At 38.6% G+C, this 24,444-nt stretch carries 20 protein-coding genes; 3 read left to right on the plus strand and 17 right to left on the minus strand.

Annotated features, from left to right (window positions below; genetic code table 11):
* Positions 1-47 precede the first annotated feature (47 nt).
* Positions 48-887 carry a thymidylate synthase gene (locus ABP870_RS03465; protein ID WP_350014098.1) on the minus strand — a complete coding sequence of 280 codons (840 nt, stop codon included), beginning with the start codon at positions 885-887 and terminating at the stop codon, positions 48-50.
* A gap of 196 nt (positions 888-1,083) precedes the next feature.
* Here ABP870_RS03465 and ABP870_RS03470 point away from each other — a divergent pair, with 196 nt between their 5' ends.
* Both ABP870_RS03470 and ABP870_RS03475 read left to right on the plus strand, forming a co-directional pair.
* On the plus strand, positions 1,084-2,259 hold the full coding sequence (locus tag ABP870_RS03470; protein ID WP_350014099.1) for a hydroxymethylglutaryl-CoA synthase: 1,176 nt from the start codon (positions 1,084-1,086) through the stop codon (positions 2,257-2,259).
* Complete coding sequence (locus ABP870_RS03475; RefSeq protein ID WP_350014100.1) at positions 2,252-3,526, plus strand: hydroxymethylglutaryl-CoA reductase, degradative; 1,275 nt, start codon at positions 2,252-2,254, stop codon at positions 3,524-3,526. Before ABP870_RS03470 ends, ABP870_RS03475 begins: the two co-directional genes overlap by 8 nt.
* 18 nt (positions 3,527-3,544) lie before the next feature.
* Here the strand turns inward: ABP870_RS03475 and fni are convergent, their stop codons facing one another.
* The 11 genes from fni to ABP870_RS03530 form a co-directional block, all read right to left on the minus strand.
* Complete coding sequence (fni, locus tag ABP870_RS03480; RefSeq protein WP_350014101.1) at positions 3,545-4,555, minus strand: type 2 isopentenyl-diphosphate Delta-isomerase; 1,011 nt, start codon at positions 4,553-4,555, stop codon at positions 3,545-3,547.
* Positions 4,539-5,087 carry a GNAT family N-acetyltransferase gene (locus ABP870_RS03485; RefSeq protein ID WP_350014102.1) on the minus strand — a complete coding sequence of 183 codons (549 nt, stop codon included), beginning with the start codon at positions 5,085-5,087 and terminating at the stop codon, positions 4,539-4,541. Before ABP870_RS03485 ends, fni begins: the two co-directional genes overlap by 17 nt.
* 2 nt (positions 5,088-5,089) lie before the next feature.
* On the minus strand, positions 5,090-6,088 hold the full coding sequence (locus ABP870_RS03490) for a phosphomevalonate kinase (RefSeq protein ID WP_350014103.1): 999 nt from the start codon (positions 6,086-6,088) through the stop codon (positions 5,090-5,092).
* Position 6,089: 1 nt separating this feature from the next.
* Positions 6,090-7,022: a diphosphomevalonate decarboxylase gene (gene mvaD, locus ABP870_RS03495; RefSeq protein ID WP_350014104.1), complete on the minus strand. Its 933-nt coding sequence runs from the start codon at positions 7,020-7,022 to the stop codon at positions 6,090-6,092.
* A complete protein-coding gene (mvk, locus tag ABP870_RS03500) occupies positions 7,004-7,879 on the minus strand; it encodes a mevalonate kinase (RefSeq protein ID WP_350014105.1) in 876 nt (291 codons plus the stop codon). Before mvk ends, mvaD begins: the two co-directional genes overlap by 19 nt.
* A 1,450-nt stretch (positions 7,880-9,329) precedes the next feature.
* Entirely contained in the window at positions 9,330-10,757 is a 1,428-nt protein-coding gene (locus ABP870_RS03505) for a glycosyltransferase family 2 protein (RefSeq protein WP_350014106.1), read from the minus strand.
* A gap of 167 nt (positions 10,758-10,924) precedes the next feature.
* On the minus strand, positions 10,925-13,066 hold the full coding sequence (locus ABP870_RS03510) for a hypothetical protein (protein WP_350014107.1): 2,142 nt from the start codon (positions 13,064-13,066) through the stop codon (positions 10,925-10,927).
* Positions 13,067-13,072: 6 nt separating this feature from the next.
* Positions 13,073-14,518: a CotH kinase family protein gene (locus ABP870_RS03515; protein WP_350014108.1), complete on the minus strand. Its 1,446-nt coding sequence runs from the start codon at positions 14,516-14,518 to the stop codon at positions 13,073-13,075.
* Positions 14,511-15,188 carry a DUF4956 domain-containing protein gene (locus ABP870_RS03520; protein ID WP_350014109.1) on the minus strand — a complete coding sequence of 226 codons (678 nt, stop codon included), beginning with the start codon at positions 15,186-15,188 and terminating at the stop codon, positions 14,511-14,513. Before ABP870_RS03520 ends, ABP870_RS03515 begins: the two co-directional genes overlap by 8 nt.
* Positions 15,189-15,222: 34 nt before the next feature.
* Positions 15,223-15,918, minus strand: coding sequence for a polyphosphate polymerase domain-containing protein (locus ABP870_RS03525; RefSeq protein WP_350014110.1), 696 nt, complete (start codon positions 15,916-15,918; stop codon positions 15,223-15,225).
* A gap of 860 nt (positions 15,919-16,778) precedes the next feature.
* Positions 16,779-17,465: a gamma-glutamyl-gamma-aminobutyrate hydrolase family protein gene (locus ABP870_RS03530; RefSeq protein WP_350014111.1), complete on the minus strand. Its 687-nt coding sequence runs from the start codon at positions 17,463-17,465 to the stop codon at positions 16,779-16,781.
* 184 nt (positions 17,466-17,649) lie between these two features.
* Between ABP870_RS03530 and ABP870_RS03535 the strand changes: the two genes are divergently transcribed.
* Positions 17,650-18,543 (plus strand): LysR family transcriptional regulator, encoded by an 894-nt coding sequence (locus ABP870_RS03535; RefSeq protein WP_350014112.1) that lies wholly within the window; start codon positions 17,650-17,652, stop codon positions 18,541-18,543.
* A gap of 9 nt (positions 18,544-18,552) precedes the next feature.
* On the opposite strand, the gene ABP870_RS03540 is transcribed toward ABP870_RS03535, so the two are convergent.
* The 5 genes from ABP870_RS03540 to ABP870_RS03560 all read right to left on the minus strand — a co-directional run bounded on the left by ABP870_RS03540 (position 18,553) and on the right by ABP870_RS03560 (position 24,406).
* On the minus strand, positions 18,553-19,788 hold the full coding sequence (locus ABP870_RS03540) for a sensor histidine kinase (protein WP_350014113.1): 1,236 nt from the start codon (positions 19,786-19,788) through the stop codon (positions 18,553-18,555).
* The gene (locus tag ABP870_RS03545) at positions 19,781-20,473 is read right to left on the minus strand and encodes a response regulator transcription factor (RefSeq protein WP_350014114.1); all 693 of its coding nucleotides are present in this window, start codon (positions 20,471-20,473) and stop codon (positions 19,781-19,783) included. The genes ABP870_RS03540 and ABP870_RS03545 overlap by 8 nt, the downstream gene beginning before the upstream one ends.
* Positions 20,470-21,102 (minus strand): GTP pyrophosphokinase, encoded by a 633-nt coding sequence (locus tag ABP870_RS03550; protein ID WP_350014115.1) that lies wholly within the window; start codon positions 21,100-21,102, stop codon positions 20,470-20,472. Before ABP870_RS03550 ends, ABP870_RS03545 begins: the two co-directional genes overlap by 4 nt.
* 358 nt (positions 21,103-21,460) lie before the next feature.
* Positions 21,461-23,182 (minus strand): ABC transporter permease/substrate binding protein, encoded by a 1,722-nt coding sequence (locus tag ABP870_RS03555; RefSeq protein WP_350014116.1) that lies wholly within the window; start codon positions 23,180-23,182, stop codon positions 21,461-21,463.
* Between the two features lie 18 nt (positions 23,183-23,200).
* A complete protein-coding gene (locus ABP870_RS03560; RefSeq protein ID WP_350014117.1) occupies positions 23,201-24,406 on the minus strand; it encodes a quaternary amine ABC transporter ATP-binding protein in 1,206 nt (401 codons plus the stop codon).
* Positions 24,407-24,444 lie beyond the last annotated feature (38 nt).

Consider the following 24,444-nt stretch of genomic DNA (forward strand, 5'->3'; position numbering starts at 1 on the left):
TATTATCATTCTAGCAAAATTTAAGCAAAAATGCTGACATAAAATCACTAGATAGCTAAATCAAATGTTAATTGTGGCTTGACTGGATCGTAATCCACTAGTTCAAAATCTTCTGCTTTAATGTCAAAGAAATTGGTTTTATCTGGAACATTTAATACCAAGCGTGGCTGACATATGTTAGCTTCACGATTCAATAACTCATTAGCTTGGTCAAATTGATTATCATAGATATGAAGGTTATTAATAAAATAGAAAAATTTTCCAACTTTCCAACCAAAATGTTTGGCAATCATCATTTGAAGAGCGACATACTGCATGGCATTAATATGATGAGCCACCAACATGTCATTTGAACGTTGGGTCAAAGTCGCGTCCAAATAAATATCGCCATCTATCCGTCGAACGTCAAACATAGTTTGAAAGGCACAGGGGAGAAGACCACCTGTTTCTTCAAAGGCCTCATAATCCCAAAGCGAGATGACATTACGGCGATTCCATGGATTTTCTTCCAGTTGCTTCAAAATCTTGTGGATAATGTTATGTTTTTTGACAACAGCCCCATAACGCTCCCCTATGGTCCGACTGTCACCAACTTCCCAATCATTCCAATAATGAACATTGTACTTTTCTTCTAAAACATCCAGACTATTAGATTGGTCTTGATAAATCCACAGAATTTCTTTAATAGCAGATTTTATAGGAATTGGGCGTAAAGTGGTAATAGGAAAATCTCCCTTTGCTAAATCATACTCCGCAAATGCTCCGGTCACATATTTAGAATTAGCCGTTTGACCATTCTTATACTTGGGACGAGCCTGTTCAGACATGACACCCTCATCTAAGATACGCTTAATATTGGCTTTGAAAATATCATCTGCTTTTGTCATGGGCTTAATTACCTCGTTTATTTTTCTATAACTAATATAGTTTATCGAATTTTTTTCTTTTTTTCCACTAGAAAAATGGTTATTAAATCATTCCATCACTTTAATCAAATCATATGCCAAAATAACAAGCAACGAGTCATTTTATGTTACAATTTAATTACTAAAACATTTTATGAAGAGATGAAGGAAGGGTTTTATGACCATCGGAATTGATAAGATTGGTTTTGCAACCAGTCAGTACGTTTTAAAGTTAGAAGAATTAGCCCAAGCTCGTGGGCAAAAAATTGAAAAATACACAACAGGTCTGATGTTGGATGCCTTAAGTATCACACCGATTACAGAAGATATTGTCACCCTAGCGGCCTCTGCTGCTCAAACTATTTTGACAGATGACGACAAAGCAGCTATTGACATGGTTATCGTAGCGACGGAATCCGGCATTGACCAATCCAAAGCAGCTAGTGTCTATGTTCATCAACTCCTTGGTATCCAACCCTTTGCTCGTTCTGTGGAAATGAAAGAGGCTTGTTACGCCGGAACCGCAGGGCTAAACTATGCTAAATTGCACGTGGAAAAAAATCCTGACCGCAAGGCTCTCGTTATTGCAAGTGACATTGCCAAATATGGTATCGCATCTGCCGGTGAAGCCACTCAGGGGGCAGGAGCTGTCGCCATGTTAGTAACCTCCAATCCCCGCATTGCCACTTTCTCAGATGACAATGTCGCTCAAACCCGTGACATCTATGATTTCTGGCGCCCAAATTATTCAACAACACCCTTTGTTGATGGCATCTACTCAACCAAACAATATTTAGACAGTCTCAAAACAACTTGGGCTGAGTACCAAAAGCGACATCAAGCCAACCTGGAAGATTTTGCAGCTTTTTGCTTCCACTTGCCATACCCTAAGTTAGCCTTAAAAGGACTCAAAAAAATCATGCCTAAAGGCTTGGATGAATCATTTAAAAGCCACTTAACCAATCATTTTGAGGCCTCAATTCAATATAGCCGAAAAGTCGGCAATATCTACACCGGATCGCTCTATTTAGGCTTACTGTCCCTTTTAGAAAATAGCCAAACACTCCAAGCAGGCGATAAAATTGGGCTCTTTTCATATGGTTCTGGTGCCGTTTCTGAGATCTTCTCCCTTTACTTGGTAGACGGTTTTAAGGAAATGCTCCGCAGTGATCGCGCAGCTGACTTGGAGAAACGTAGCGCTCTTAGTATCGGTGCATATGAAAAACTTTTTTATGAGGAAGCTAACTTAACTGAAGAAGGAAATGCCAAGTTTGACACTTATGATACAGGGACTTTCGCCCTAGAACATATCCAAAATCATCAACGCATCTATGTGAGAAAAGAACATGACTAATTTAAAATGGACTGGCTTTGCTAAAAAAAGCCCACAAGAACGAATTGACCTGATTAGAGAGTTTGGCTTACTCAATGAAGAGAGCCAAGAGATTTTACAAAAACAGAAGAAATTACCGCTAGAAACAGCGAATCAGATGGCAGAAAATGTCATTTCTGAGCTGTCTCTACCTTTTGCTATCGCTCCTGACTTTTTGGTCAATGGTAAAACCTATCATTTACCTATGGTGACGGAAGAACCTTCTGTGGTAGCTGCTGCTAGCTTCGCCGCTAAAATCATTAAACGCTCGGGAGGTTTTACAACCACTGTCCATAATCGGCAAATGATTGGACAGGTCGCCCTCTTTGAGGTTCCTAATGTTGACGATGCCACTGCTAGTATTTTAGAGCAAAAAGACTCCTTGCTTAGCCTAGCGAATCAAGCCCACCCCTCCATCGTCAAACGTGGTGGCGGTACTCGAAACCTCTGGCTAGAGCCAAAAGAAGACTTTCTGATGGTTTATGTTTCAGTGGATACCCAAGAGGCTATGGGAGCCAACATGGTCAATACCATGATGGAAGCCCTAGTTCCTTCTTTAGAAGAATTGTCTCAAGGACAATCTTTAATGGCTGTCCTCTCTAACTATGCTACCGAAAGTTTAGTTTCAGCTGACTGCCAGATTAATATTGCTAGCCTTAGTCGGGATAAAGAAGAAGCGCATCACCTGGCGCAAAAACTTGTCATGGCCAGTCGACTAGCACAAGTTGACCCTTATCGTGCTAGCACTCATAATAAAGGGATTTTTAACGGAATTGACGCTTTGGTTATGGCAACGGGTAATGACTGGCGTGCGATTGAAGCTGGGGCTCATGCCTATGCTAGCCGAGACGGGCAGTACCGAGGGTTGAGCCACTGGAGTTACGATGAAGAAGCTGCCACTATCAAGGGGCATATGACTTTACCAATGCCAATCGCCACTAAAGGTGGTTCTATTGGGCTCAATCCTACCGTTCAAATCGCTCATGATTTGTTAGGCAATCCTAACGCTAAAGAACTCGCTGGCTTGATTGTATCACTTGGTTTAGCACAAAATTTCGCAGCCCTAAAAGCTTTGACTTCAACAGGAATCCAAGCAGGACACATGAAATTGCAGGCTAAATCCTTGGCACTTCTTGCTGGTGCCAAAGACAAAGAAGTTGGACCATTAGTTCAAGAGCTCTTAAAGGCGAAACACATAAACTTGTCAACCTCTAAAGCCTTGCTCCAAAAATTGAGACAAGAAAACTGAAGCTAGCTGGTGCTAGCTTCAGTTTTTGATATCCTCTTTTTTTAGGTAATTCAATTTGCCATAAAGCATGTAGTCGACCTTGTTTAAGTCCGATACCTTTTGGCAGTTTAAAGCGCACATAATTAAGCGCAAATCGTCTTTCCAGCCATTAACCGTAGCAACAGCTTCTTCTATTGGTTTTGTTTCGACCAATTCTAAGACAGTTTTGGATAAACCCACTGCTTTGGCACCAAGAACAAGACATTTGATCATATCTAATGGATGGCGAACACCACCAGAAGCTAAAACATCAGCTTTAGTCATCATAGGCTGGGCATTTAAAAGGGCTTGTACAGTGGTTTGTCCCCATTCATTAAGAAATGAACGGTCACCACCACGCTCATTCTCAATATAGGCAAAACTGGTCCCCCCTCTACCAGAGATATCAAAAGCTCTAAATCCTAAATCATAGGCTGTTTCCATAGTTTTCAAATCCAGTCCAAATCCCACTTCCTTAAGCATGACAGGGACTGGCATATGCTTGGCATAATCAGCAAGATTTTCCTTCCAAGAACGAAAATGTCTCTCTCCTTCTGGCATAAGAAGTTCCTGCATGAGATTAACATGCACTTGTAGAAATGCAGGCACCATCTCTTCAACAGCCCTTAGGCCAAGTTTGTAATCCTTATCAATCCCAATATTGGTCCCTAGGGTAAGATTGGGATGATGTTTTTTAACCTGAAAGCTGGTATCCGTTGGGTCTTTTAAAGCGGCTGAATAGGAACCCGTCACCATGATAATTCCAGTTGCTTCTGCTAACTGAGCTAATTTTTGATTGATTTCAGCCCCTTTTTGGCTACCACCAGTCATGGCATTGATGTAAAAAGGAAAGTCAAAATCCATACCTAAGAATTGGGTTGACAAATCAATCTCGTCCAAATCATAATCTGGCAGAGAACGGTGTATCAACTCCATATCATCAAAACTATTATAGGGCGATTGGTATTTTAAGGCGTATTTAATGTGATCGTCTTTACGATTTGTTTCCATGATTTACCTCTATCCAGAATCGTTTGGTTTGGGAATGATCGTCTGCGTTGACATAGGTATTGTCATAAACCCCACCATTAGCCAGAATAGTTTTTTCAGAAGCAATATTATCCACATCACAGGTTACCAAGACTTTTGTGATGCCGAGATCGTAGGCTTTAGCTAAAGCAAGTTTCAATTGTTTTTTGGCGTAATCTTTTCCCCGCTCGCTAGGACAAATTGAGTAACCAATATGACCGGCAAAATGAATTAAAAAATCTTGCTTCAAATGATGCCTGATATTACAAATGCCAACCATCTTTTGGTCTAATTGACGCACACAAAGAAAGGTTGACGATGGTGCACGCTCTTCTTTAACGCCACTTTCTGTTTCGATGGCTTGAGTGTAGGCAATCCAAGCGGCTAAATCAACATAATTTTCCAAACACGCACCACCATAAAGATGCTCATTTGCTTGTGCAAATTCGTTTTTATAGGCAGTAATGGTGTCTAAATAGTCTATATTGGGTTTAATCAATACTAAGTCTGTCATGCTTACCAACTTTCTTGATAGAGAATCTCAATTCCAGATTTTTCCCAGCGTTCTTTTAAGGTGGCTGTGTCTTCAGGATTAAAAGACAAGGCAATGCCACAATCGCCACCACCTGCTCCTGAAGACTTGGCGATAGCATCCAAATCTTGACTGGCTTCTTTGAGAGCTAATAATTTATCAGTATATATAGCTGGGCTGAGTGAAGCTAGGAGATCGCTAACTGTTTCTAAAGATGCTTTTAGAATGTCTTTATCCCCCTTTGTTAAAGCCGCTTTAGCATATAAAACTTGCTTTTGTGTTTCCTCTAGAAAACTTACCGAAATATGATTTTTGAGATTTTTAATCATCTGACTAGATAAGGCAGGCTGAGCTGTCCACCCTACTAAAAAATCAGCTGTTAGCTTGGGATTTAGAGTGACAATCTCGTAACCCCAATCCATGTCTAAAAGTGTTGTTAAGGATTTTTCCAAAAGCAAAGCTGAAATAGCATCGCGATCAAAGGACGTGTAAGCGATAAGGTCGTCGTAGGTAATACAAGCAATATCTCCCATGGATCCATTATCTCCCATCTTGAGTAAGGTGTAGGAAGCTAGTTTGAAGAGCTGGTCCTTGCTGAGGATAATCTCAAAAAAAGTCGCTAACGCTTTAATGGTGAGCACAGTCACGCTTCCGCTCGAGCCGATTCCTAATTTCTTACCATTTTTTCCCAACTTGCCTGAAATAGACAATTCAAAAGGAACTAAGTCTTCCACCTTCTTATCAAGGAAAGCAGCAAACGTACGCACGCTTTCTTGAATCAAAGCATAACCTTTATCAGCTGTCATAGTCGCAGCATAGTCAAACATGTCAGACTTAAGTTGCAAATGAGTCGCTTGACTCACCTGAGCTGTCATGTAAAGGGGAATATTTTTAATAAGAGCTGTTTTTCCGGGAGTCAAAACAGCGTACTCTCCAGCAAGGTAGAGTTTTCCTCCGGTTTGAACACTGATGGTTTTCTTCATTTTACAAAACCTTTGTTGGGGAAGTAATAACTTGATAATGGTTTTGGAAGATAGCCGCCAAGTCTTCCATATCTTTTTCTAGGCAGAGCACTTTGACATTTGGTCCTGCATCCATGGTAAAGTAACATTTCGCACCAGATTGACGTAAGTCTCTGACCAAGGCCATCGCTTCCCGAGTTTTGTCCGTTAGATAGGAAAAAGCTGGCTGAGCCTTGTGGTTCGTTTCATGCATGCGAAGGGCGTTAGCTTCTGTTAATTCTCCAACCTTTTCAAAATCATTGGCCTTGAGATAGACCAGCATATCCTTGTAATCTTGCTCGGATTGCCTGATCCACTCTGAAAAGTAACTTGATGTTTCTGAAGCACGTTTCATGCCTTCACGACTTGAAACAGCTTTTCTTTGGTCGTTTAAAACCAGCATAATCATACCAAGTTTGAGATCAGTATCAACGCGATAAATGTCTCCAGTCGTTTTGTCCCAAGCCGATAGAGGCCCAAAGAAAGAACGAGAGGAAGAGCCAGAGGCAAACTTAGCCATTTGAGCCAACTCACTTTGTGACTTATTAGCTTCAAAGTAGTCATTAGCTGCTTTAACAAGAGCTGACAAACCAGAGGAACTTGATGACAGTCCTGCTGCCGTTGGCATATTATTCCAAGTCTCGATTTTGACAAATTCTGACGGATCTTGACGAAATAGGTCTAGGACCTTACTCATTTTATTAAGTTCATCGGCTCCTTGTTTGACATCTCCGATGTAAAATTCATCTGAACTTGCCTTATCCAAAGGTGTTAATTGCGTTTCAGTGAACATATTTTCCAAAGTTAGCGAAATGCTACTGGTGGAAGGAATCATTTTGTCAGCATCTGCTTTTCCCCAATATTTAATAATGGCAATATTGGCGTACGATTTGACCTTTACAGGTTTTCGATCCATGTGTTAACGGCTCCTTCTTTTTCTAATATCCGAGATAGCTGCTCTGCTTCTTCATTTGTATGGACGAGAGCGATGATACAACCTCCTAGACCCCCACCTGACATCTTGGCACCCAGAGCTCTTTCTTTTCTAGCTACCTGCACTAGATGGTTGGATTCTGGACTTGACACACCTAATTCATCTAGTAAATCGTGGGCATGGTTCATCGCTAAGCCCATATGTTCCAAGTTTTTTTCGGCAAGGGCTTCTTCAAAGGCATCGGCCAACTGACCGAGTCCATGTAATAATGGCAATGCTTTTTCTTCTTGGTTTTCAACCTTTTCAACTGCCTCTCTAGTATGACCATGAATGCCTGTATCAGCAATGACGAGGTAGGCATCCAAATCAACTTCTAGGGTTGAAAATCCGATGTTTCGGATGAATTTAATGGCCTTATCGCTTAGACACGTCTTAGCGTCAAGACCGCTTGGATTGGTGTGGGCAATGATTTCTGCTTGATTGACTAATATCTCTAAGGTTTGATTGTCCAAATCCCGTTCATAGTAATCAAAAACAGAGCGAATAGCGGCAATAGCTACCGCTGCTGAAGACCCCATACCACGCCTTTGTGGAACAGACGAGATAATCTCGTACTTTATTTTTGCTTGCGGGATTTCTAAATACTCTAAAGCGGCAAAAATCGCCGTAATCAAAGGATCGGCAATGGTCATTTTTAGCGAGTGTTTAGCTAGTGTCAATTGACAGGTCACTTCAATATTTTTGAGCGGCAAGGCAATAGCTGGAAAACCATAGACAACAGAATGTTCTCCCATCAAAATGATCTTGCTATGTGACTTACCTATTCCAATAGATTTCATAACTTTATCTTTTCTTTTGACGTTTTATAACAGAACTATTTTACCGTATTTTTAAAGAAAATGCGACTTATACTTAACAGAATCATTTTTATTACCCTGAATTTTTTCACCATTTAAAACTGACAACTTAACCTCTATTAACTATTGTCAGACTATTTCCAAATAAGCATTTTTACTTGAACATCACAACAAAACTTGGTAATCCCTTGTTCTTCAGCTTATTTCTACTCACCCCCAAATAAACCTCCCTAACTAACCAATCTTCACTTTCTGTTCTTATACTCAGTTAATTTCAAAAAATAACTTTTTTTGATTTTTTCTTAAGTAGTGCGGACGCAAGCAACCTCCTTCGGAGTTTCATTCCTAATATTTGAGCCTAAGTCTCAAAAAATTCCGTTATTAGTGACAGTGTTGCTGTCACTAATAATACCTCTACGACGAAAATGTCCTTTCAAGCTCACTTCGTTCGCTCTAAACCGCAGAATCTTATTTTGCTATTCGATACATCGTGTTATTTTTTGATTTTGGATGAATATTAGCAAGACACATTTCGAAAGAAAAGCCAGTCATCACTAAGAAGCTCAAACTTATTGTTAAACTTATCTTCACCGCTTCTTCTAATGTCATATGGGATTTAACTCAAAAACCATGATCTAATCTATCATCCACTTAACTGCGTTCTTTTTTGATAAAGTGAGAACCAACGAACAGATGAACTCTAGTCAGTATCGTAAAATGAAACAAAAACCGTATAACGATGATACCATGTTATATAGTACTTTCACCAGATTTTCTTAACATACCTCAGAAAACTAATGCTTCGTTGCTGCACTTTTTTGGAAGTATTGTTGCCTTATCCTAATTTCATTCTATGATATTATGCCGTTCTCCCCTCCTGTGAAAGAAGCTACAAGTATCGTCACTACTCCTCAGTTATAGAGACTTAGAAAACAACAACCAGCTGACCTATTATTAGAGATGTTTCTACATGAAAACAAAGAACTAGAGGTAACTCACACTATCATGAGCTTACTGGAAATGACTAAGCAGTATGGCTTAAACACTGAGAAATATATAACTTATCTTCTAGAAAGTCTTACCAACGCGAAAACTCTTGCAAAGAGGAAAATGCTGAAAGTTTATATACTGTTCTTTAAAAGCACCCAAAACAATTGCCAACAGAACAACTTTTGGAGTCAATCCGAACTGACTTTGATATTTTTCAATAGGGTTCATCGTAAAAGCCTACATATCTTCTATAAAAACAATAAAATCAATCACCGTAGTGACCTCTATCTTTAAGTCTACTACTATGATTGATTTTCTTATAATGTTTTACTATTCCACAAACAATACTGACTTCATTTATTGGGTGTAACTGTTTTAGGGATATTTTCACAGAAAAAGTTTTTGGTGATGATCGTCAAAAAAACTTACTCTGTGTTTTCTATCATTTTGGGCTCTTCTGGGAAAGTGAACTATCGTATTCCTGCATCTGAAGTTCGCGTTTCAGTTGTCCCCAAACATTCTTATGCTCGCGGTAGCCAATAATGCCAGCTACTTTAACTAAAGTCAATATAGGATGTAACACGAGATATCGAAAAATAGCTATATAAATAACTTTGATGATATCCATAATCCCAATCATTAATTTTTGAGAATAAATACGGTGCAAAAAAGCCGTTAACGTTATTAAAATACAATAACAAATATACAGAGAAATGAGAGAAAAGAAGAAAGGAACGTTGAGTTGGTGAAATATAAGAGCTAATAAAACGACTCCCATTCCAAAAAGTTCAAAAAAAGGAGATAATAATTCAAATAAAATATAGTACATGTATGAAATAGACCCAACTGCTCCAAAACGGTAATTGGCAAAAATACTTTTATATTTTTTCAAACATTGATAAAGTCCTAAAAACCAGCGCCGTCTCTGTTTTCTCAAATCTCCCAAACTAGTTGGCGCCTGACTCCAGCAAATCGCATCAGTCTCATAACAAATGCGATAGGGAGTCTGATTATTGCGACAGAAAAAATGTAGTTTCATGACCAACTCCATATCTTCTCCAAGGGTCTGTGTATCATATCCACCGACAGCTTTCACTACATCTTTTTTGAAAAGACCAAAAGCACCCGAAATAATCAAATTAGCTTTCAAATAATCTAGGAAAATACGAGCTCCTAAAAATGAAGAATCATATTCAATCGCTTGAACACAAGGAATCATATGCCACGGAAGATGGTATGAGACCACTTGTCCTTTTTCAATTTTAACTCCTTGAGCAACTTGAACTAAACCACCCACTGCTACTACCGTTGGATCTTGACGAACTCTCTTCACAATTTGGGTTAAAGAATCCGCCTGCAACATTGAATCTGCGTCTAAACACACAAAATAGTCATAACAAGAAGCATTGATTCCCATATTCAAAGCATCTCCTTTACCACCATTTTCCTTGTTAATTAAGGTCAGCTGTATGCTATTAGCCTCTCCTTTATAGACTGCTTTATAGGGCTCGGTCAGGATGTGTTGACTGATATCTTTTGGATGAAGAGAGAGTTGGAAGTGATCTTTTAGCAAGTCTGACGTTTGATCACTAGAACCATCATCAACCACGATAATTTCATAGTTGTCATAATCAAGATGGAGTAAAGAATCAATCGAACTAATAATGGTCATTGCCTCATTATAAGCTGGAACTATAATAGAAACAGCAATATCGCTCGAACAAGGTGTTAAATTGGCTTTACTTGTCCGCTTTTCATAAAGATGGACCCCTCCAATAACAATAGAAACTATTAAAAAACTGGCATAAGCAATCAAAAGCACTAAAAAAATGAGCTGTGATACCTGCAAAAAGGTAAAGAATAGTTTCATCCTTTTTTCTCCTCCATCTTAGTGTTTAGCGTCTTTTTTTCCAATGATCAAAGGCATGCGGTCTTTGAAACTGAATAAAACGCTGCTTCACAATATAAGTAAGATTAAAAATAATCAATGCTACACAAATTATAATATAAAAATATAAAACGCGATGTACCATATTACTACTCTCCTTTTTTCTTCCACTCTTTTTTAATAATTGAGTATGATGCTTTTTGAAAAGTCTTAACCTTAGGCCTCTCCCAATTAGCTAAAGGATAGTCAGTCATACTAATAGTGTCTTTTGACTGTGCTAATCCGCATCCCAGAGCAATCATATTACTTTCCATTTGTTTAACACCATAATGCTGAAAATAATTATCGTGAATACGTTTTGCAGCCGAATTTGAAAAATTCAACAGCTGCCATGGAATCCGCATTTCAGTCCACTTTTCTCCAAAGACAATATCTGTTTGAGAATCAAGCATCTTAACCCCATGTTGATTCATCCCCTTTTTTAGGAGTCCCGTTGGAAAAGTTGGTAGGTATCTCTCAGCTGCTCCTGCTTTTTCGATATCTTCAAGAATGGTTGTATTACGTAAAACCATCGTAACCAAATCAAACTGCCTCGAATCTTTCTCAGGCGGATAAGTGTAGAAATCTTTACCATTCATCTGTTTTAAATAGTTTGCTTTAGTAGCATTATAAGTTTCTTGAACCAACAACCGCGATTGACCTTTAGGATTGAGCAACAGTAAAAAGTCGCTGTTTCTTTCAAAGCTTGCCGAAATGCCAGTTGCCTTTTTACTACCTGAGTTTGGTGTTACATCTATCGGAATCACAAGTTCTTGATTACTATCACTAAAGTTACCCTCTAAGCCTAAATAAAGATAGGTTTGATCGCTATCAACAAACAAGCGGTGGCCTTTCTTCTGGTTCCCGAGAGGTTTTTGCCATTCTCCTTTTCCCTTTTTGCCGTCAATGCGGTGCGTTTTCAGCGCATTTTTAAAGCCTATAAGACCATATCCCTGATTATAAACTTGCACATCTCCCCAAAGAAAATTGCTATGTTTATCTGTCGCAAAGGAGGTGTTCCAACTTCTAGCGTTCCAATCATCTTGCCACGCATTAATCGTAGCTCCCACAGCCCCAGAATCAATAAAGGAATGATAATCAGCCACAATGCGTTTGCCTTGCACTTCTTCAGTCATTGGCAACTCCGTTTGATCAATTCGATCCTTATCGACTCCTCTGGACGTAGAATAACCAAAACCAGTAACAAGAACAGGCTTTTTATGAAAGGCAGTCAATAATCTGACATATCCTTGCGCCAAGGATAAGGCTTTAACCTGTCTAATAATGTCATTGTTGACTCCCGTTCGATGAAAAAGAAGATAATCTTTATAGTCAGGATGAAAATCAAAAGCTTTATAAGATGCGAATATGCCAGCCTTGATCTGAGCAGTCGGTTTAATATGTTCGATATTGAGAGACACATATTTAGGTGCCTGAGCCGCAAAACGTTTATGGTATAAAAAAGGATCTGTCATAGGAGAGTTTGAAAAACTGATGGGGTGTTGCCAACCATATTTTTTACTCTCATAATGAATCACTTCTTCCATCACTTCTGCTAACACCGCTTCAAATGAATTGGCATCAGGCGACGTTGTCAAATAATTCCCCTTGAAAGGCCGAGATTTTTGTTGGTGATTCGTATAAGCTACCGTCCCACTGTGCCAATCGTCTCCAACTATGTAGCCAAGCAGCCACTTGCTTAAATCATGATGGTAATGGCTGCTACCAAAATCTGTATTCCAAACCTGCTTACGACCATGAATGATGTCCACAACTCCCTTAGCTTCACGTAATAAATAACCTCGATAAGGATTATCAAAAGCGGTCATCGCTGCATTGTTTCGATAGGAATCAATTCGAAATCCCTGCAATAAATAAAGCGGAGTATCTTCTTCTTGATTATGATGGTAAAGAGCATCATAAAAGGCAACATTCATCGGTACCTTCACTCGAATGGTGTTGGCTCCCATAGCAGTAATCTTCCGAAACCATTTTCGATAGGTTGCTTCTTCAATGGGAAACTCATTTTGGTGATAACCTGCAAAAGAGGACTCCAAGTCAACACCTTTGACTTGAAAAGGCTGACCAGTTTGTGTCTGACAAATATACTTGTCTTTGACTTGAAAATTAGTTTTGATGGATTTTTCAAAAAGTCCGCTCGGCAGATAAAGACTCCCATCAAAGTAATAAAAATAATAGCTAAAACTCAGCACAATAGTCAATAAACCAACAATACTTAAATATCTTCTCATAATGATTTACTCCAAAGTAGTATTGGCATTCTTAGAAGGGGCGCTGTATTGATATAAGGTCTCAATATGCTTATCTAGCCATCTTCCTCTTCGCCTAATAAATGTTTTCAACTGATCAACTGATTGTTCATAACTCGTCACATTACGATCTAAAGGTAGTAAATAATTTCTTGAATCAGGATGTTTGAGCTGATAAACATAGCCCCACTTATCATTATTTCGCTCAATAGCTGAATCTAAAAAAGAAACCGTTTCATCTATATAAGTGTTTAAATGATCTGTTGCCAAAACCCCTCGTCTCAATTCATGATACCTTTGAATAACCAAATCAACGAATTCTCGGTCCTTGACCAACATTGAAAACCAAGGAACGTCTGTCAATGTAAAATCAGCTTCATCAACCCTGCTCTCAATTTGATTATCAAAAGCATTGTTAAAGTCCCAAACTGCCAATTTAACTTTTCCACGTAAGTCTTTATATAGGTAGGTTGAAAACTTCCCTGCATCTACATTTCTAAAAAATTCATTAATGATAAAATAGTCTGCAAATGATTTCCGATCTATGTATTTAGGATATTTACTGAAATCATAGGAATAGAGTATTTTTTCAATATGACTAATGTCTTTATTAATAAAGTCCAACTGTCCTGGTGTCAATCTTTTCTTGCCTGGATATTTAACATCTAGCGCTGAAACCCCAGCTTGATGACTATAATGGAGGTAATTATCAAGTTTTTGTTTGGCCTTATGTTCTCTATCCCAAGCCACAATATAAGCGGTTTTAGGAGTTCTTTTATCACTTTTTTCAATATCCACACGTTTTTTCCCCTGCTCAATACTTTCAACAGCAAGGTAAAGCCCTTGGTAAGTATTATTAAGAATCAGTTCACAATAGCGAACATTGGGGGCATAGTCCATGATTTCACCGGCAATATTATAGCTAAGATAATTCCGAATGAGACTCCTATCAAGGAAAGGTCCATGTAAAACCCATTCAGATTCTTTAGACATGCCGGCAATCTTATACTCTTTTTCATCTAATTTTTTTGTCACAAACTTGATTTTTAAAGACTTTTTATCAAAATAACGGGAAGAGTTTCCTCGATAGGTAACCAAAGCTTTTGTTGTCACTCTGGGCTTTTCGTTGATATCATGAGAACGATCAAGCTGGTCACGAAGTTCTACTTTTGCGGGAACACTATCCTTTTCCTTAATGTATGCTCCTGCCTCTTTCATCACAAGAGGAATAGCTTGATGGTTTGTATCAATACTGATGATAGGTAGATGACTCTTGAGTCCCTTTCCCTCCTTCTTGGTAGGATAGGAAGGCAATTGATGATGATGAACCCTCTTATGGTGACGTTTAGGTAGACTAACCGCCAAAATGATAAATAAGAAAAGCCCCATAAGTGTCATTACATAAATAACTTTTCCTCTCATAAGTCTACCCATTGATTTCATCGCTTTGACTAACAATATTGAAATAATCAATATCCCCCAGTTGGTAAACTTTTGCTGTTAGCTGATTATCTTCTTGGTAGTATTTATCGTAATCTTTTTTAGATATTTCAAAAATCATTTCGATGGAATCAGCCGTCGAATTTTTGACTCGTTGGATTGCCCTGCCGGCAAAATATTGGAAAAATATACCTTCTACATCTACTTCAAGTAATCTGTCACAGCGAACAATTAATAGCAGGCGATTTTCATTTTTAACCCTGCCCATAATCCATAGTAAAACAAAAATGACACTGCTGCCCAAGGAAGCAACGACATAATCTCCAACACCACAACAGATACCAACTACTATTGTCCAAAAGATATAAGTAGTATCTCTCGAATCCTTAATAGCCGTCCTAAAACGAACAACAGACAAGGCACCGACCATCCCCAAAGATAGAGCCACATTGTTTCCAATAACTGTCATTACTGTTGCTGTTAAAACTGTTAAAGTCATTAAAGAAACATTGAATTTTTTACTATAAGACGTTCCACTATGCGTATAGGCATAGGAGATATAGATGGCTCCACTCAGTAAAGCCGCTACAAGAATATGCAATAGCATATCTTGGAAGGTCAAATTCCCATTTTGCTCCAAAATTTCTCTCAATAACTGTTTCATTTTAATCCTCTCTCTTAAACGTTAACTACTAATGTTAAAATCTGTAATGCTTGCTAATAGCTCTACCCATGCAGTATTTACTTGCTGACAACTCGCTCCCATCTATAGAAGCCAACAACTCTTTAATATATGATAAAAGAAATCCATTATACTTGACTTCTAAAATCACCAAATAAGGATTTAACAGGTAATTTTGGTTCAAGTTTTCTGAAAAAATATCGTAACAGGACTCAGTCCCAATAATATGATGATCAAATGTAATCCGAATATTATTTTCTTTTGCTACAAAAGCTTTTCGCTGGTACTCAATGACAGTTTTAGGCTTATAAAGCTTCATACTCATCAGGGCGTAGCATTCTGCCGCAAAATCATCTGGGTAAGATAACAAGACCGAATTGTTTCCCTTAATTAATTCTTGTGCGTCCTCTCTAGATAGACGTAAGGACCGCTTCTTTTGATTGGCTCCTTGCTTTTGCTTCATTTCTAATTTTGCAAATTGGCTATGGCTGCCATAATTACGAAAACGAATCTTGCGTCGTAAATCAACGCCATCATCTTTTTCATGCCAATCGACATCCTCTAACGAATCAAAATACAAGGATCGAATACAGTAGCCATCACCAGAACTGTGCGAATCTAAAGTCATCAATTGTGAAAACTGTTCAGACAAACGATAATAATCTTCGATAGTAATCAAATACTTCTTTTCTTGTCGCAAAACTTCATTCATTCCCAACCTCTAATCACAAGTTAATTATTAGTTTAATATTAGTATATCTTTGATTATGGTGATTGTAACAGAAAGCATTTGACGTGTCAATAGTTAATAGTAATAATCATTAATTAAAAAAATCGAAATAGTTTTAAAGAACAATAAAACCGATAATATCAATCTATCACCACTATGTTTGTTTCAAAAAAAAGGAAAAATGAGTGTCTTTAACAATATTCTAAATTTTTAATATATGATAAAACAATGATTGATAGTATAAGATAATTGTAAATATATCTTAACAAACTATCCGCCCGATTCATCAATTTTGTGTTACATCGTTACCTAAAAATGATTAACCCTTAGTAAGGTTAATCATTTCATGAACATTTGATAAAAATATACTAATTATCGCTATAAACGCAGAGAGTTTGATGTTTCTTTCAATTTCATCTATCTCCTATAAACAGACTATTACTCTTCTAGTAAGGTATTACGCTATTCCCCTTAATCTAAGTGGTTTAGAGATTTTTGGAAGAACAGATACCTGGCAAGACATTGGCTCTCTCGCTTATCTGATCAAGAGCTTTACGGCAAATCATCAGCGGCTTATTTCTCGTTTTCTTTCCAAAACATTGAGATTGTACAACCTCTAAAAAATGGATCGCTTGTGACGTGACAACACCCTTTCGGTTGATTTGCTACTGATAATATACGGCTAAATTGAAAATTATGAGAGATAGCTCGTGATAGGAGAATGACAAGGAATTGTGATTGATTGTTTCTAAAACACGAAAAAGTTCCGAAGTGTCAGATTTTACTTCGGAACTTATCTATCGTTATTGAGAATCTTGCTTGCTATCACCGTTGATGACAGACTATAAACTGATGAAATAATTAAACAAGTTTTGACTTTTGGGATTGATGTCCAAAAGGTATTCTGGATGCCATTGGACTCCAAGAAAACTGCGCTTATCTTTTGACTGGACAGCTTCTATGGTTTCATCTTTGCTATCACGCGCTAGAATTTCTAAACCTTGTGCCAAATCTTTAATACTTTGATGGTGTAGAGAATTGACCGCACCTTTGTTTCCAAAAATATCGTGAAGAGCATTTCCTTTTTCAACGGAAATACCATGAACAAGAACTTCAGGATTTTCGTATTGATGCCCCTTAATATCGAGATTCAGGCTACCACCTTGTACCGTGTTATAAAGTTGAATCCCACGACAAACCCCCATGATTGGCTTTCTCTGACGAATGGCTTCTTGGACAAGAGCAACTTCAAAATCATCTCGCTCTGGAAAATAAAGGCTAGTATCGGTATCATTTTCATGATGATAAAGAGAAGGTTGAACATCTTGACCGCCTGATAAAATCAAGCGATCAATCATCGAAACATAGGATTCAGCCATGTCTGGGCTACAAACTGGTATGTGAATTGGTACCCCACCAGATTTAATGACTGCACGTGCAAAGTGTCGAGACACTGAGCTGTGAACCATCAAACCGTCAGGTGATACCTTTGTTTCAGTGCTTGTAATCCCTATGATTGGTTTTCCCATGACATGCTACCTCTCTTTTTTGATGTTACTATCTTAACACGTTAGCCTTATCTTGACTAATCTATATTTTTGATGGTCGGGTATAAGAAAAAATTATAACTGTTCTAAAAGTCACCATCAGATTTTTAAAAATACGAAGCAACCTTCTGTTATAATAGTCCTAACACATGTTTCTGGAGGTCCCATGAATTTTCAACAATGTCGTTACGTTGTCACAATTGCAGAAGCTGGCTCTTTTAGTGAGGCTGCTAAAAGATTGTTTGTTAGTCAACCTAACCTCTCAGCATCAATCCATCAATTAGAGGATGAACTTGGGGTTCAGCTCTTTATCCGTTCCAATACAGGAGCGCGATTGACTGAAGATGGGTTTGATTTTATTAAATATGCCAAGCGGATTATTGGCGAATTGGACTTGCTCCAAAATCGCTATCAAGAAGACTTTAAGAAAAGCTTTGTGGTTGCTAGTCACCATTATGACTTTTTATCCCAACCTTTGGCAACTATTTCAGAGCAGTTTTCTGGTTCTTATCAAGAATTTCAACTCGTTGAAACCACTACAAAAGCTATTATTGATAGTGTGGCTTCGTTTCAAAGTGATTTGGGGATTATTTACCTCGATGATAGTAACAAAGTCACTTTAGAAAGGAGTCTCAAACAAAAAGACCTCTCTTTCATTCCACTGGGAGACTTTCAAACAAAAATTTTTTTGAGCAAAAATCATCCCTTAGCCAACAGAGAGGAACTGACCATAGCTGACTTGCAAGGATATGCCCAAATTCGCTTTAGTCAAGATGATTCTGGTATGACCTTTGACGAAGATCCCTTGGCAATTGAAGATGGTCAAAAAGTCATCTATGCCAATGATCGCGGCAGTTTGATGAATATGCTTTTAGCCACACAAGCCTACGCTTCTGGCTTGGGAATTGTGACAGGTTTTGTAAAGGACCACATAACACTAATTCCTTTATCCGATAGTTCCCTTCATACCTTAGGTTATGTTATTTCTAACAAAAAAAAGACTTCTGACATTGTAGAAGCCTTTATTGGTTATATTAAGGAAGAGCTAACATTAGCATGATAAGCCGTTTTACAAAATAACCGTAAAGGTAATGTTATCATTCTTATAATGGGCAAAAATTTTACCATGAAATAGATTAACCATGCTTTCTGCCATTGATAAGCCAATCCCATATCCTGCCTGTCGGTCATTGTTATGCGACTCATCTTCGCGGTAAAAACGCTCAAAGAAGCGACTATAATCAAGGGTTTTCCCTTCTTTATAGGTATTGGAAATACTGAGCTTAGCTTTTTTTGAAACAGTTCCTATTGGTTTTAAGGACACACTCACTTCACCCCCTGGGTCGCAATACTTATTAGCATTATCCACCAAAATGGTCACTAATTCAAATAGTGACTTTTCTTCTGCCTTGACATGGATTCCTGGTGTAATATCCATTCGGAAGGTTTTGCCGTCCTTTATAACAGGACCTTTGAAATCTTCTGCAGCGTCCTCAACAATCGCTGAAAAGTCTAAATCATGTAACACCACTTCCTCTTGTTCTTCAAGTCTAGCTAAAGTTACCATCTGATTAATCAAGTCTGTAAGACGCCGAACTTGAACAGTCGTACTCTGCGTCCACTCAGATTCACCGTTCATCAATTCCACCAGTTCATTATTGGCAGAAATAATAGCTAATGGCGTTTTTAACTCATGCCCAGCATTGGTGATAAATCGTTTTTGTTTCTCATAATTCCGAACATAAGGTTCGATGATCTTTTTGGATAAGATACTAATGATTACTGTAAAGAAAAGAATGCCTCCAAGCCCCAACCAAATAGAGATTTTCAGGAGAGCTTGATACTCTGCTAGAATAACTGTCGTATCTAATAGGACAACAAAGGTTTCCTTATTCTTTAAATGATTGACTTGATAGGCATAATAACGTAAGCCATCTGAAAAGCGACCAGTTTCCTGCCTACTTTTAGCCAAATTTTCGGCATAGGAAATGGCTTCTTCGGGTGATAATTCAGAGATATTACTGGTATTAAGATCATACACTGTCCCATCATTGGCGATCCTGGCACTCACGAAGCGATATTTGCTAAGTGTGTCTTTACTGGTAGGTTGTCCCAGCCTTTTCTCCGTCTCATCCAAACTAGGAAAACTGCCTTTATTTTCAGATAAAACTTCCAAAACTGACGAAATTTCACCTTGTGTTTGAAAATAGCGGATAGAGGTCGTGATACCAAGAATGGTTGCCATTAATATGGAAATAGCTAAGGAGGCCACGAGGATAAAACGAATACGCAAGCGTTTAAACATCACAGTCTCCTTCTACTCGCTCTAAAACAAACTGCCCATCTTCAGCGTCTGATATTGTTACATCCGCCTTTATAGCTTGTAATTTCTGCCTCAAATAAGAAACATAAACAAAAACGTAGCTTGGGTCAACTTCGTCTTGTTCTTCTTTCGTCCAAACATGGGTAAAAACGTCAGTTGCTGCTAGCCCTTTCCCTTGATGTCGCATAAAATAAGCCATCATCTTAGCTTCTTTGCCTGATAATCGGATGCTATTTCCAGCAGAGAGTTCTTGCTCTCCTAGATTGAGCCTTACTGAACCTACTTCAATGATATTGGGTGACATATTCTCAAGACGGCGTTCCATTGAGCGCAAACGAGCCAGCAATTCCTTCAAGGAAAAAGGCTTGGTCAAATAATCATCTGCCCCCGAGTCAAGACCGGTCACGCGGTCATCAACTTCTGCCATAGCTGTTAGCATAATGACATGACTCTCATCGCCAGTTGCGCGGATTTCTTTAAGAGCATCAATACCTGTTTTTATTGGCATCATGATATCTAATACCATCACATCGTAAGCATTCTGAGCAGCCATCTCAACAGCTGCTTGTCCATCATGAACCACGTCTAAATCATAGCCTTCACGTGAAAGCGCAACGCTCAGAACACGCGACATTTGTAGCTCATCTTCTGCTAATAAGATTTTCATAGTGACGACTCCTTATTTTGATTATCCATCTGAATCAAATCCCGAATGGTCTGCATGGTCAAATCACAAGATGCTAATTCATCAGCACAACGTTTTAGTTCTCTTGTGATCATCTCCTGATGCTTGACAGTCCGTTTGTACTTCATTTGATGTTCCAGACTCGCCCAAGAATCCATAGCAATGGTTCTTAGCTGAATTTCAATATAGTAGCGTCCCTGCTCATTCCCTTCACAATCAGGGTAAGAGGTTGCCATCTCAAGAATGAGATGATAGGAACGATAGCCATTTGGCTTTGCATTTTGAATATAATCTTTTTCTGTGACAATAGTAATATCATCCATCTCACGTAATACTTCGATAGTTTTATAAATATCATCGACAAAAGCACAGACAATCCGAAAACCAATACTATCTCGAACTTTTTTCAAAGCAGACTGTGGGGTTTGGGTATAACCTTTTCTAACCAACTTTTCCTGCATGGATTCCACTGTCTTAATACGCGAATGAAGATGTTCGTATAATTTAAAACCAGTAGCTGCCTTAATCGTCTGATTAGCTGTTAGGATGCGTTGTTCTAAATCATTAAGGATAGATGGAAGGTACTGGGCATATGGACCATAAATAGACATGTTTTCTCACTCTTCTTCAATAATAATGCTCGGGGTACTGACCAAGTCTTGAATTAGCGACTCCATTTAGATGAAACGGATTATATACGTTAACACCTTTTGGTCACAAATCTTGTCAAAGCCTTAAAACAGATTCGTTACGCCAACGATTTTTGACCATTAAGTAGCCGTATTAATCAATAACTTTCCCACTAGCTACAAGATTTGAATCCAATTAACGATTCAACATTATGACATTACACCATTAGGAGAATCACTATTATGATTCAAGACGATCTGCTTTTTATTATACCATGTTAAACTTCTAAAAAACGAAAAAAGAAGCCGACTCAGCGACTTCTTTAGCATTTGTTAAGGTTTATGGCAACCATTTTTTGACCTTGTCTTGGTTAGCATCAACCCATTTACGAGCTGCTTTTTCTGGAGACATACCATCATTCATGTCAAGCATGACGGCTTCCATATCTTCAGTTGTCCAGTTAAAATTGTCAATAATTTTGTAGACATCAGGCATATCTTTTTTCAACCCTTTACGTGCAATGGTGTTGATGTTTTCTTCGGCACCAAATGAACCTTTAGGATCTTCCAGATATTTCAAATCATATTTTGAAAACATCCAGTGTGGTGACCAACCAGTGATGACGATCTCATCCTTAGACTTAATTGCTTTTTCCAATGAAGATGTCATAGCCCCCGTTGACGCAGAGGTTAACTCCCAGCTAGAAAGGTTACTGTAATCTTTTTGAGCATTTTCAGCGGCATTCATGATACCTGCACCAGGTTCAATACCGGTAATTCTCTTACCAGCTTGATCAGATAATTCTTCAATGCTATTAGCATCCATATAAGCTGGAACAACCAAGCCTAATTTCGTTCCTTTTAAGTTAGGTCCTAAATCATCCAGTTTATCTTTATATTTTTTATACTGATTACCGTGTGTAACTGGTAACCAAGCACTGGTTGAAAAGTCGGCATCTGAGTTAGCAATGGTTTGCCAGTTAACCGCATTATCAAGCGGTGTCATATCAACTTTGTAGCCTTGGTCTTCTAAGACTGTTGCAATAACATTTGTTGACGCTACTTCTGAATCCCACTGTACGTAAGAAATTCGAACGGTTTCACCTTTACCAGATTTATCAGAGTTCATATTAACAAATACGCGTCCTAGCGCTGCTCCAAAGAAGACCACTAAGGTTGCGATACCTACCCATTTATTGACAGCTGATTTTGATTTACCACCCTCTGACTTTGCATTGAAGGCTTGTGTCACACGGTCAAGAATGATGGCCAGGATTACCAAGGAAATACCTGATACAAAACCGTTACCAATATCAGCTTTTTGTAAAGCAGACAGTACTTCACGTCCAAGACCAGGAGCCCCGATCATCGAACCTGTTACCACCATAGAAAGTGCAAGCATCATGGTTTGGTTAACACCCGCCATAATGGTATTTTTAGCCAGTGGTAATTCTACTTTAAAGAGTTTTTGTGATGGCGTTGACCCAAATGAATCTGATGCTTCGATCAACTCAGTTGAGATTTCACGAATAGCCAAGTTAGTAAAACGAACCGTTGGTGGTAGGGCGAAAATAACTGAGGCGAAAACACCAGGAACCATACCAATACCAAAGAAGGCTACGGCTGGAATCAAGTAGACAAAGGCTGGCATGGTCTGCATAAAGTCAAGAATTGGGTTAACAATGTTCTTGACAGTATTACTTTTGGCCATCCAAATCCCTAGAGGAACACCAATAACAATCGAAATTAGACTTGCCACAAGTACCAAGGTAAAGGTATTGAGCAATTCTTCCCAGAGCCCTTGGTTATAGATAAACAAGAACCCAAGGAAAGTTAGGGTTGGAATCTGCCATTTCTTCTTAGCCAAGAAGAAAACAGCCACCGTAGCTAAAACGATAAGTAATAGTGGGTTAATAAATAGTAAGGTATTGGTAACAAAATCCATAAGAGTACTACCAATACTTTGTAGCAAATCAAAGAGCCCTGAGAAGGTCTTTGTAATCCACTCAGTAAAAGCTTCTACCAGCTGAGCAACTGGTAATTTTTTTTGTAAAATATCCAAACTAGACTACCTCTTTCTTTATTTCTCAACTGTTTCTTCTGCGTTGTCTTGGACATTTGCCAAGGCTTCGATCACTCGTCCTCGAATAACAACGCCAATTAGTTTGTTATTGTCATCGGTTACCGCAATCGGTGCAGATGAATCATAGATAAGAGGCATAATGTCCGTGATAACAGTATCTTTAGAGACCGTTAAAACCTCACGATCAACAACTTCTGACAGTGGCAAGCCTTTTTTACGAGCTTCTAGCGCTGCATCTGCAGTTACGGCTCCAATCAACTCTCGACGACGATTGGTTGCCATTAGCATAGATACTTCCTCAGTGTGCATACGCATCAGTGCCACCTGGGGACCATCTAATTCCAGTGTTGTTGTGATTGGTTTAATCATGATATTTTGTGCTGTTAAGACTTTTGATCTATCAACATCTTCAACGAATTCACGAACAAAATCATTGGCTGGGTTGGTAAGAATTTCCTCACCTGTACCGATTTGCATAATTTGACCATCTTTCATAAGGGCGATACGATCCCCAATACGAAGTGCTTCATTCAAATCATGACTAATGAAAATAATTGTCTGCTTACTAGCATCTTGTAAATCCAAGAGTTCATCTTGCATTTCACGACGAATCAATGGGTCAAGGGCTGAAAAGGCCTCGTCCATCAAAAGGATTTTGGGCTTATTAGCTAAGGCACGCGCTAGACCAACACGCTGCTGCATACCACCTGATAATTGGTTAGGATATTGGTCTTTAAAAGCTAAGAGACCAGCATTATCAAGAGCTTTTTCAGCTGCTTGTGTTCTTTCCGCCTTGGAAACACCACGAAGCTCCAGTCCAAACTCTGTATTTTCCAAAATAGTCTTGTGTGGGAATAAGGCAAAGCTTTGGAAAACCATGTTAATATCATGACGACGAACATTTCGCAGTTCTTCTGCATTCATCTTAGAAATGTCCTTGCCATCAAGTAAAATATTACCTGACGATGGTTCAATCAAACGATTAAGCATACGAACTAGCGTTGATTTACCAGATCCTGAAAGACCCATGATAACAAAGATTTCACCTTCTTTGATATCGAAACTAGCATCATAGACACCGACGGTAGCGCCTGTCTTTTCTAAAATGTCAGTTTTTGACTTGCCTTGCTTGACCATCTCAAGCGCAGCTTTTTGTTTTTTACCAAATACTTTGGTTAGATTTTTGACTTCGAGTAACGTCACATTATTCTCCTCTCTTTAGTGACCATATCGTCTCACGA

This window comes from Streptococcus jiangjianxini, from assembly GCF_040225085.1.
GTDB lineage: Bacteria > Bacillota > Bacilli > Lactobacillales > Streptococcaceae > Streptococcus > Streptococcus jiangjianxini.

Coding starts and splice junctions, on each gene's coding strand:
- ABP870_RS03475 (WP_350014100.1), top strand. CDS start 2,252: ATGACTAATTTAAAATGGACTGGCTTTGCTAAAAAAAGCCCACAAGAA.
- ABP870_RS03520 (WP_350014109.1), bottom strand. CDS start 15,188: ATGAAACAGTTATTGAGAGAAATTTTGGAGCAAAATGGGAATTTGACC.
- ABP870_RS03485 (WP_350014102.1), bottom strand. CDS start 5,087: ATGACAGACTTAGTATTGATTAAACCCAATATAGACTATTTAGACACC.
- ABP870_RS03545 (WP_350014114.1), bottom strand. CDS start 20,473: ATGAAAATCTTATTAGCAGAAGATGAGCTACAAATGTCGCGTGTTCTG.
- mvaD (WP_350014104.1), bottom strand. CDS start 7,022: ATGGATCGAAAACCTGTAAAGGTCAAATCGTACGCCAATATTGCCATT.
- ABP870_RS03515 (WP_350014108.1), bottom strand. CDS start 14,518: ATGGGTAGACTTATGAGAGGAAAAGTTATTTATGTAATGACACTTATG.
- ABP870_RS03535 (WP_350014112.1), top strand. CDS start 17,650: ATGAATTTTCAACAATGTCGTTACGTTGTCACAATTGCAGAAGCTGGC.
- ABP870_RS03490 (WP_350014103.1), bottom strand. CDS start 6,088: ATGAAGAAAACCATCAGTGTTCAAACCGGAGGAAAACTCTACCTTGCT.
- ABP870_RS03470 (WP_350014099.1), top strand. CDS start 1,084: ATGACCATCGGAATTGATAAGATTGGTTTTGCAACCAGTCAGTACGTT.
- ABP870_RS03505 (WP_350014106.1), bottom strand. CDS start 10,757: ATGAAACTATTCTTTACCTTTTTGCAGGTATCACAGCTCATTTTTTTA.
- ABP870_RS03530 (WP_350014111.1), bottom strand. CDS start 17,465: ATGGGAAAACCAATCATAGGGATTACAAGCACTGAAACAAAGGTATCA.
- ABP870_RS03510 (WP_350014107.1), bottom strand. CDS start 13,066: ATGAGAAGATATTTAAGTATTGTTGGTTTATTGACTATTGTGCTGAGT.
- ABP870_RS03465 (WP_350014098.1), bottom strand. CDS start 887: ATGACAAAAGCAGATGATATTTTCAAAGCCAATATTAAGCGTATCTTA.
- ABP870_RS03550 (WP_350014115.1), bottom strand. CDS start 21,102: ATGTCTATTTATGGTCCATATGCCCAGTACCTTCCATCTATCCTTAAT.
- fni (WP_350014101.1), bottom strand. CDS start 4,555: ATGGAAACAAATCGTAAAGACGATCACATTAAATACGCCTTAAAATAC.
- mvk (WP_350014105.1), bottom strand. CDS start 7,879: ATGAAATCTATTGGAATAGGTAAGTCACATAGCAAGATCATTTTGATG.
- ABP870_RS03525 (WP_350014110.1), bottom strand. CDS start 15,918: ATGAATGAAGTTTTGCGACAAGAAAAGAAGTATTTGATTACTATCGAA.
- ABP870_RS03540 (WP_350014113.1), bottom strand. CDS start 19,788: ATGTTTAAACGCTTGCGTATTCGTTTTATCCTCGTGGCCTCCTTAGCT.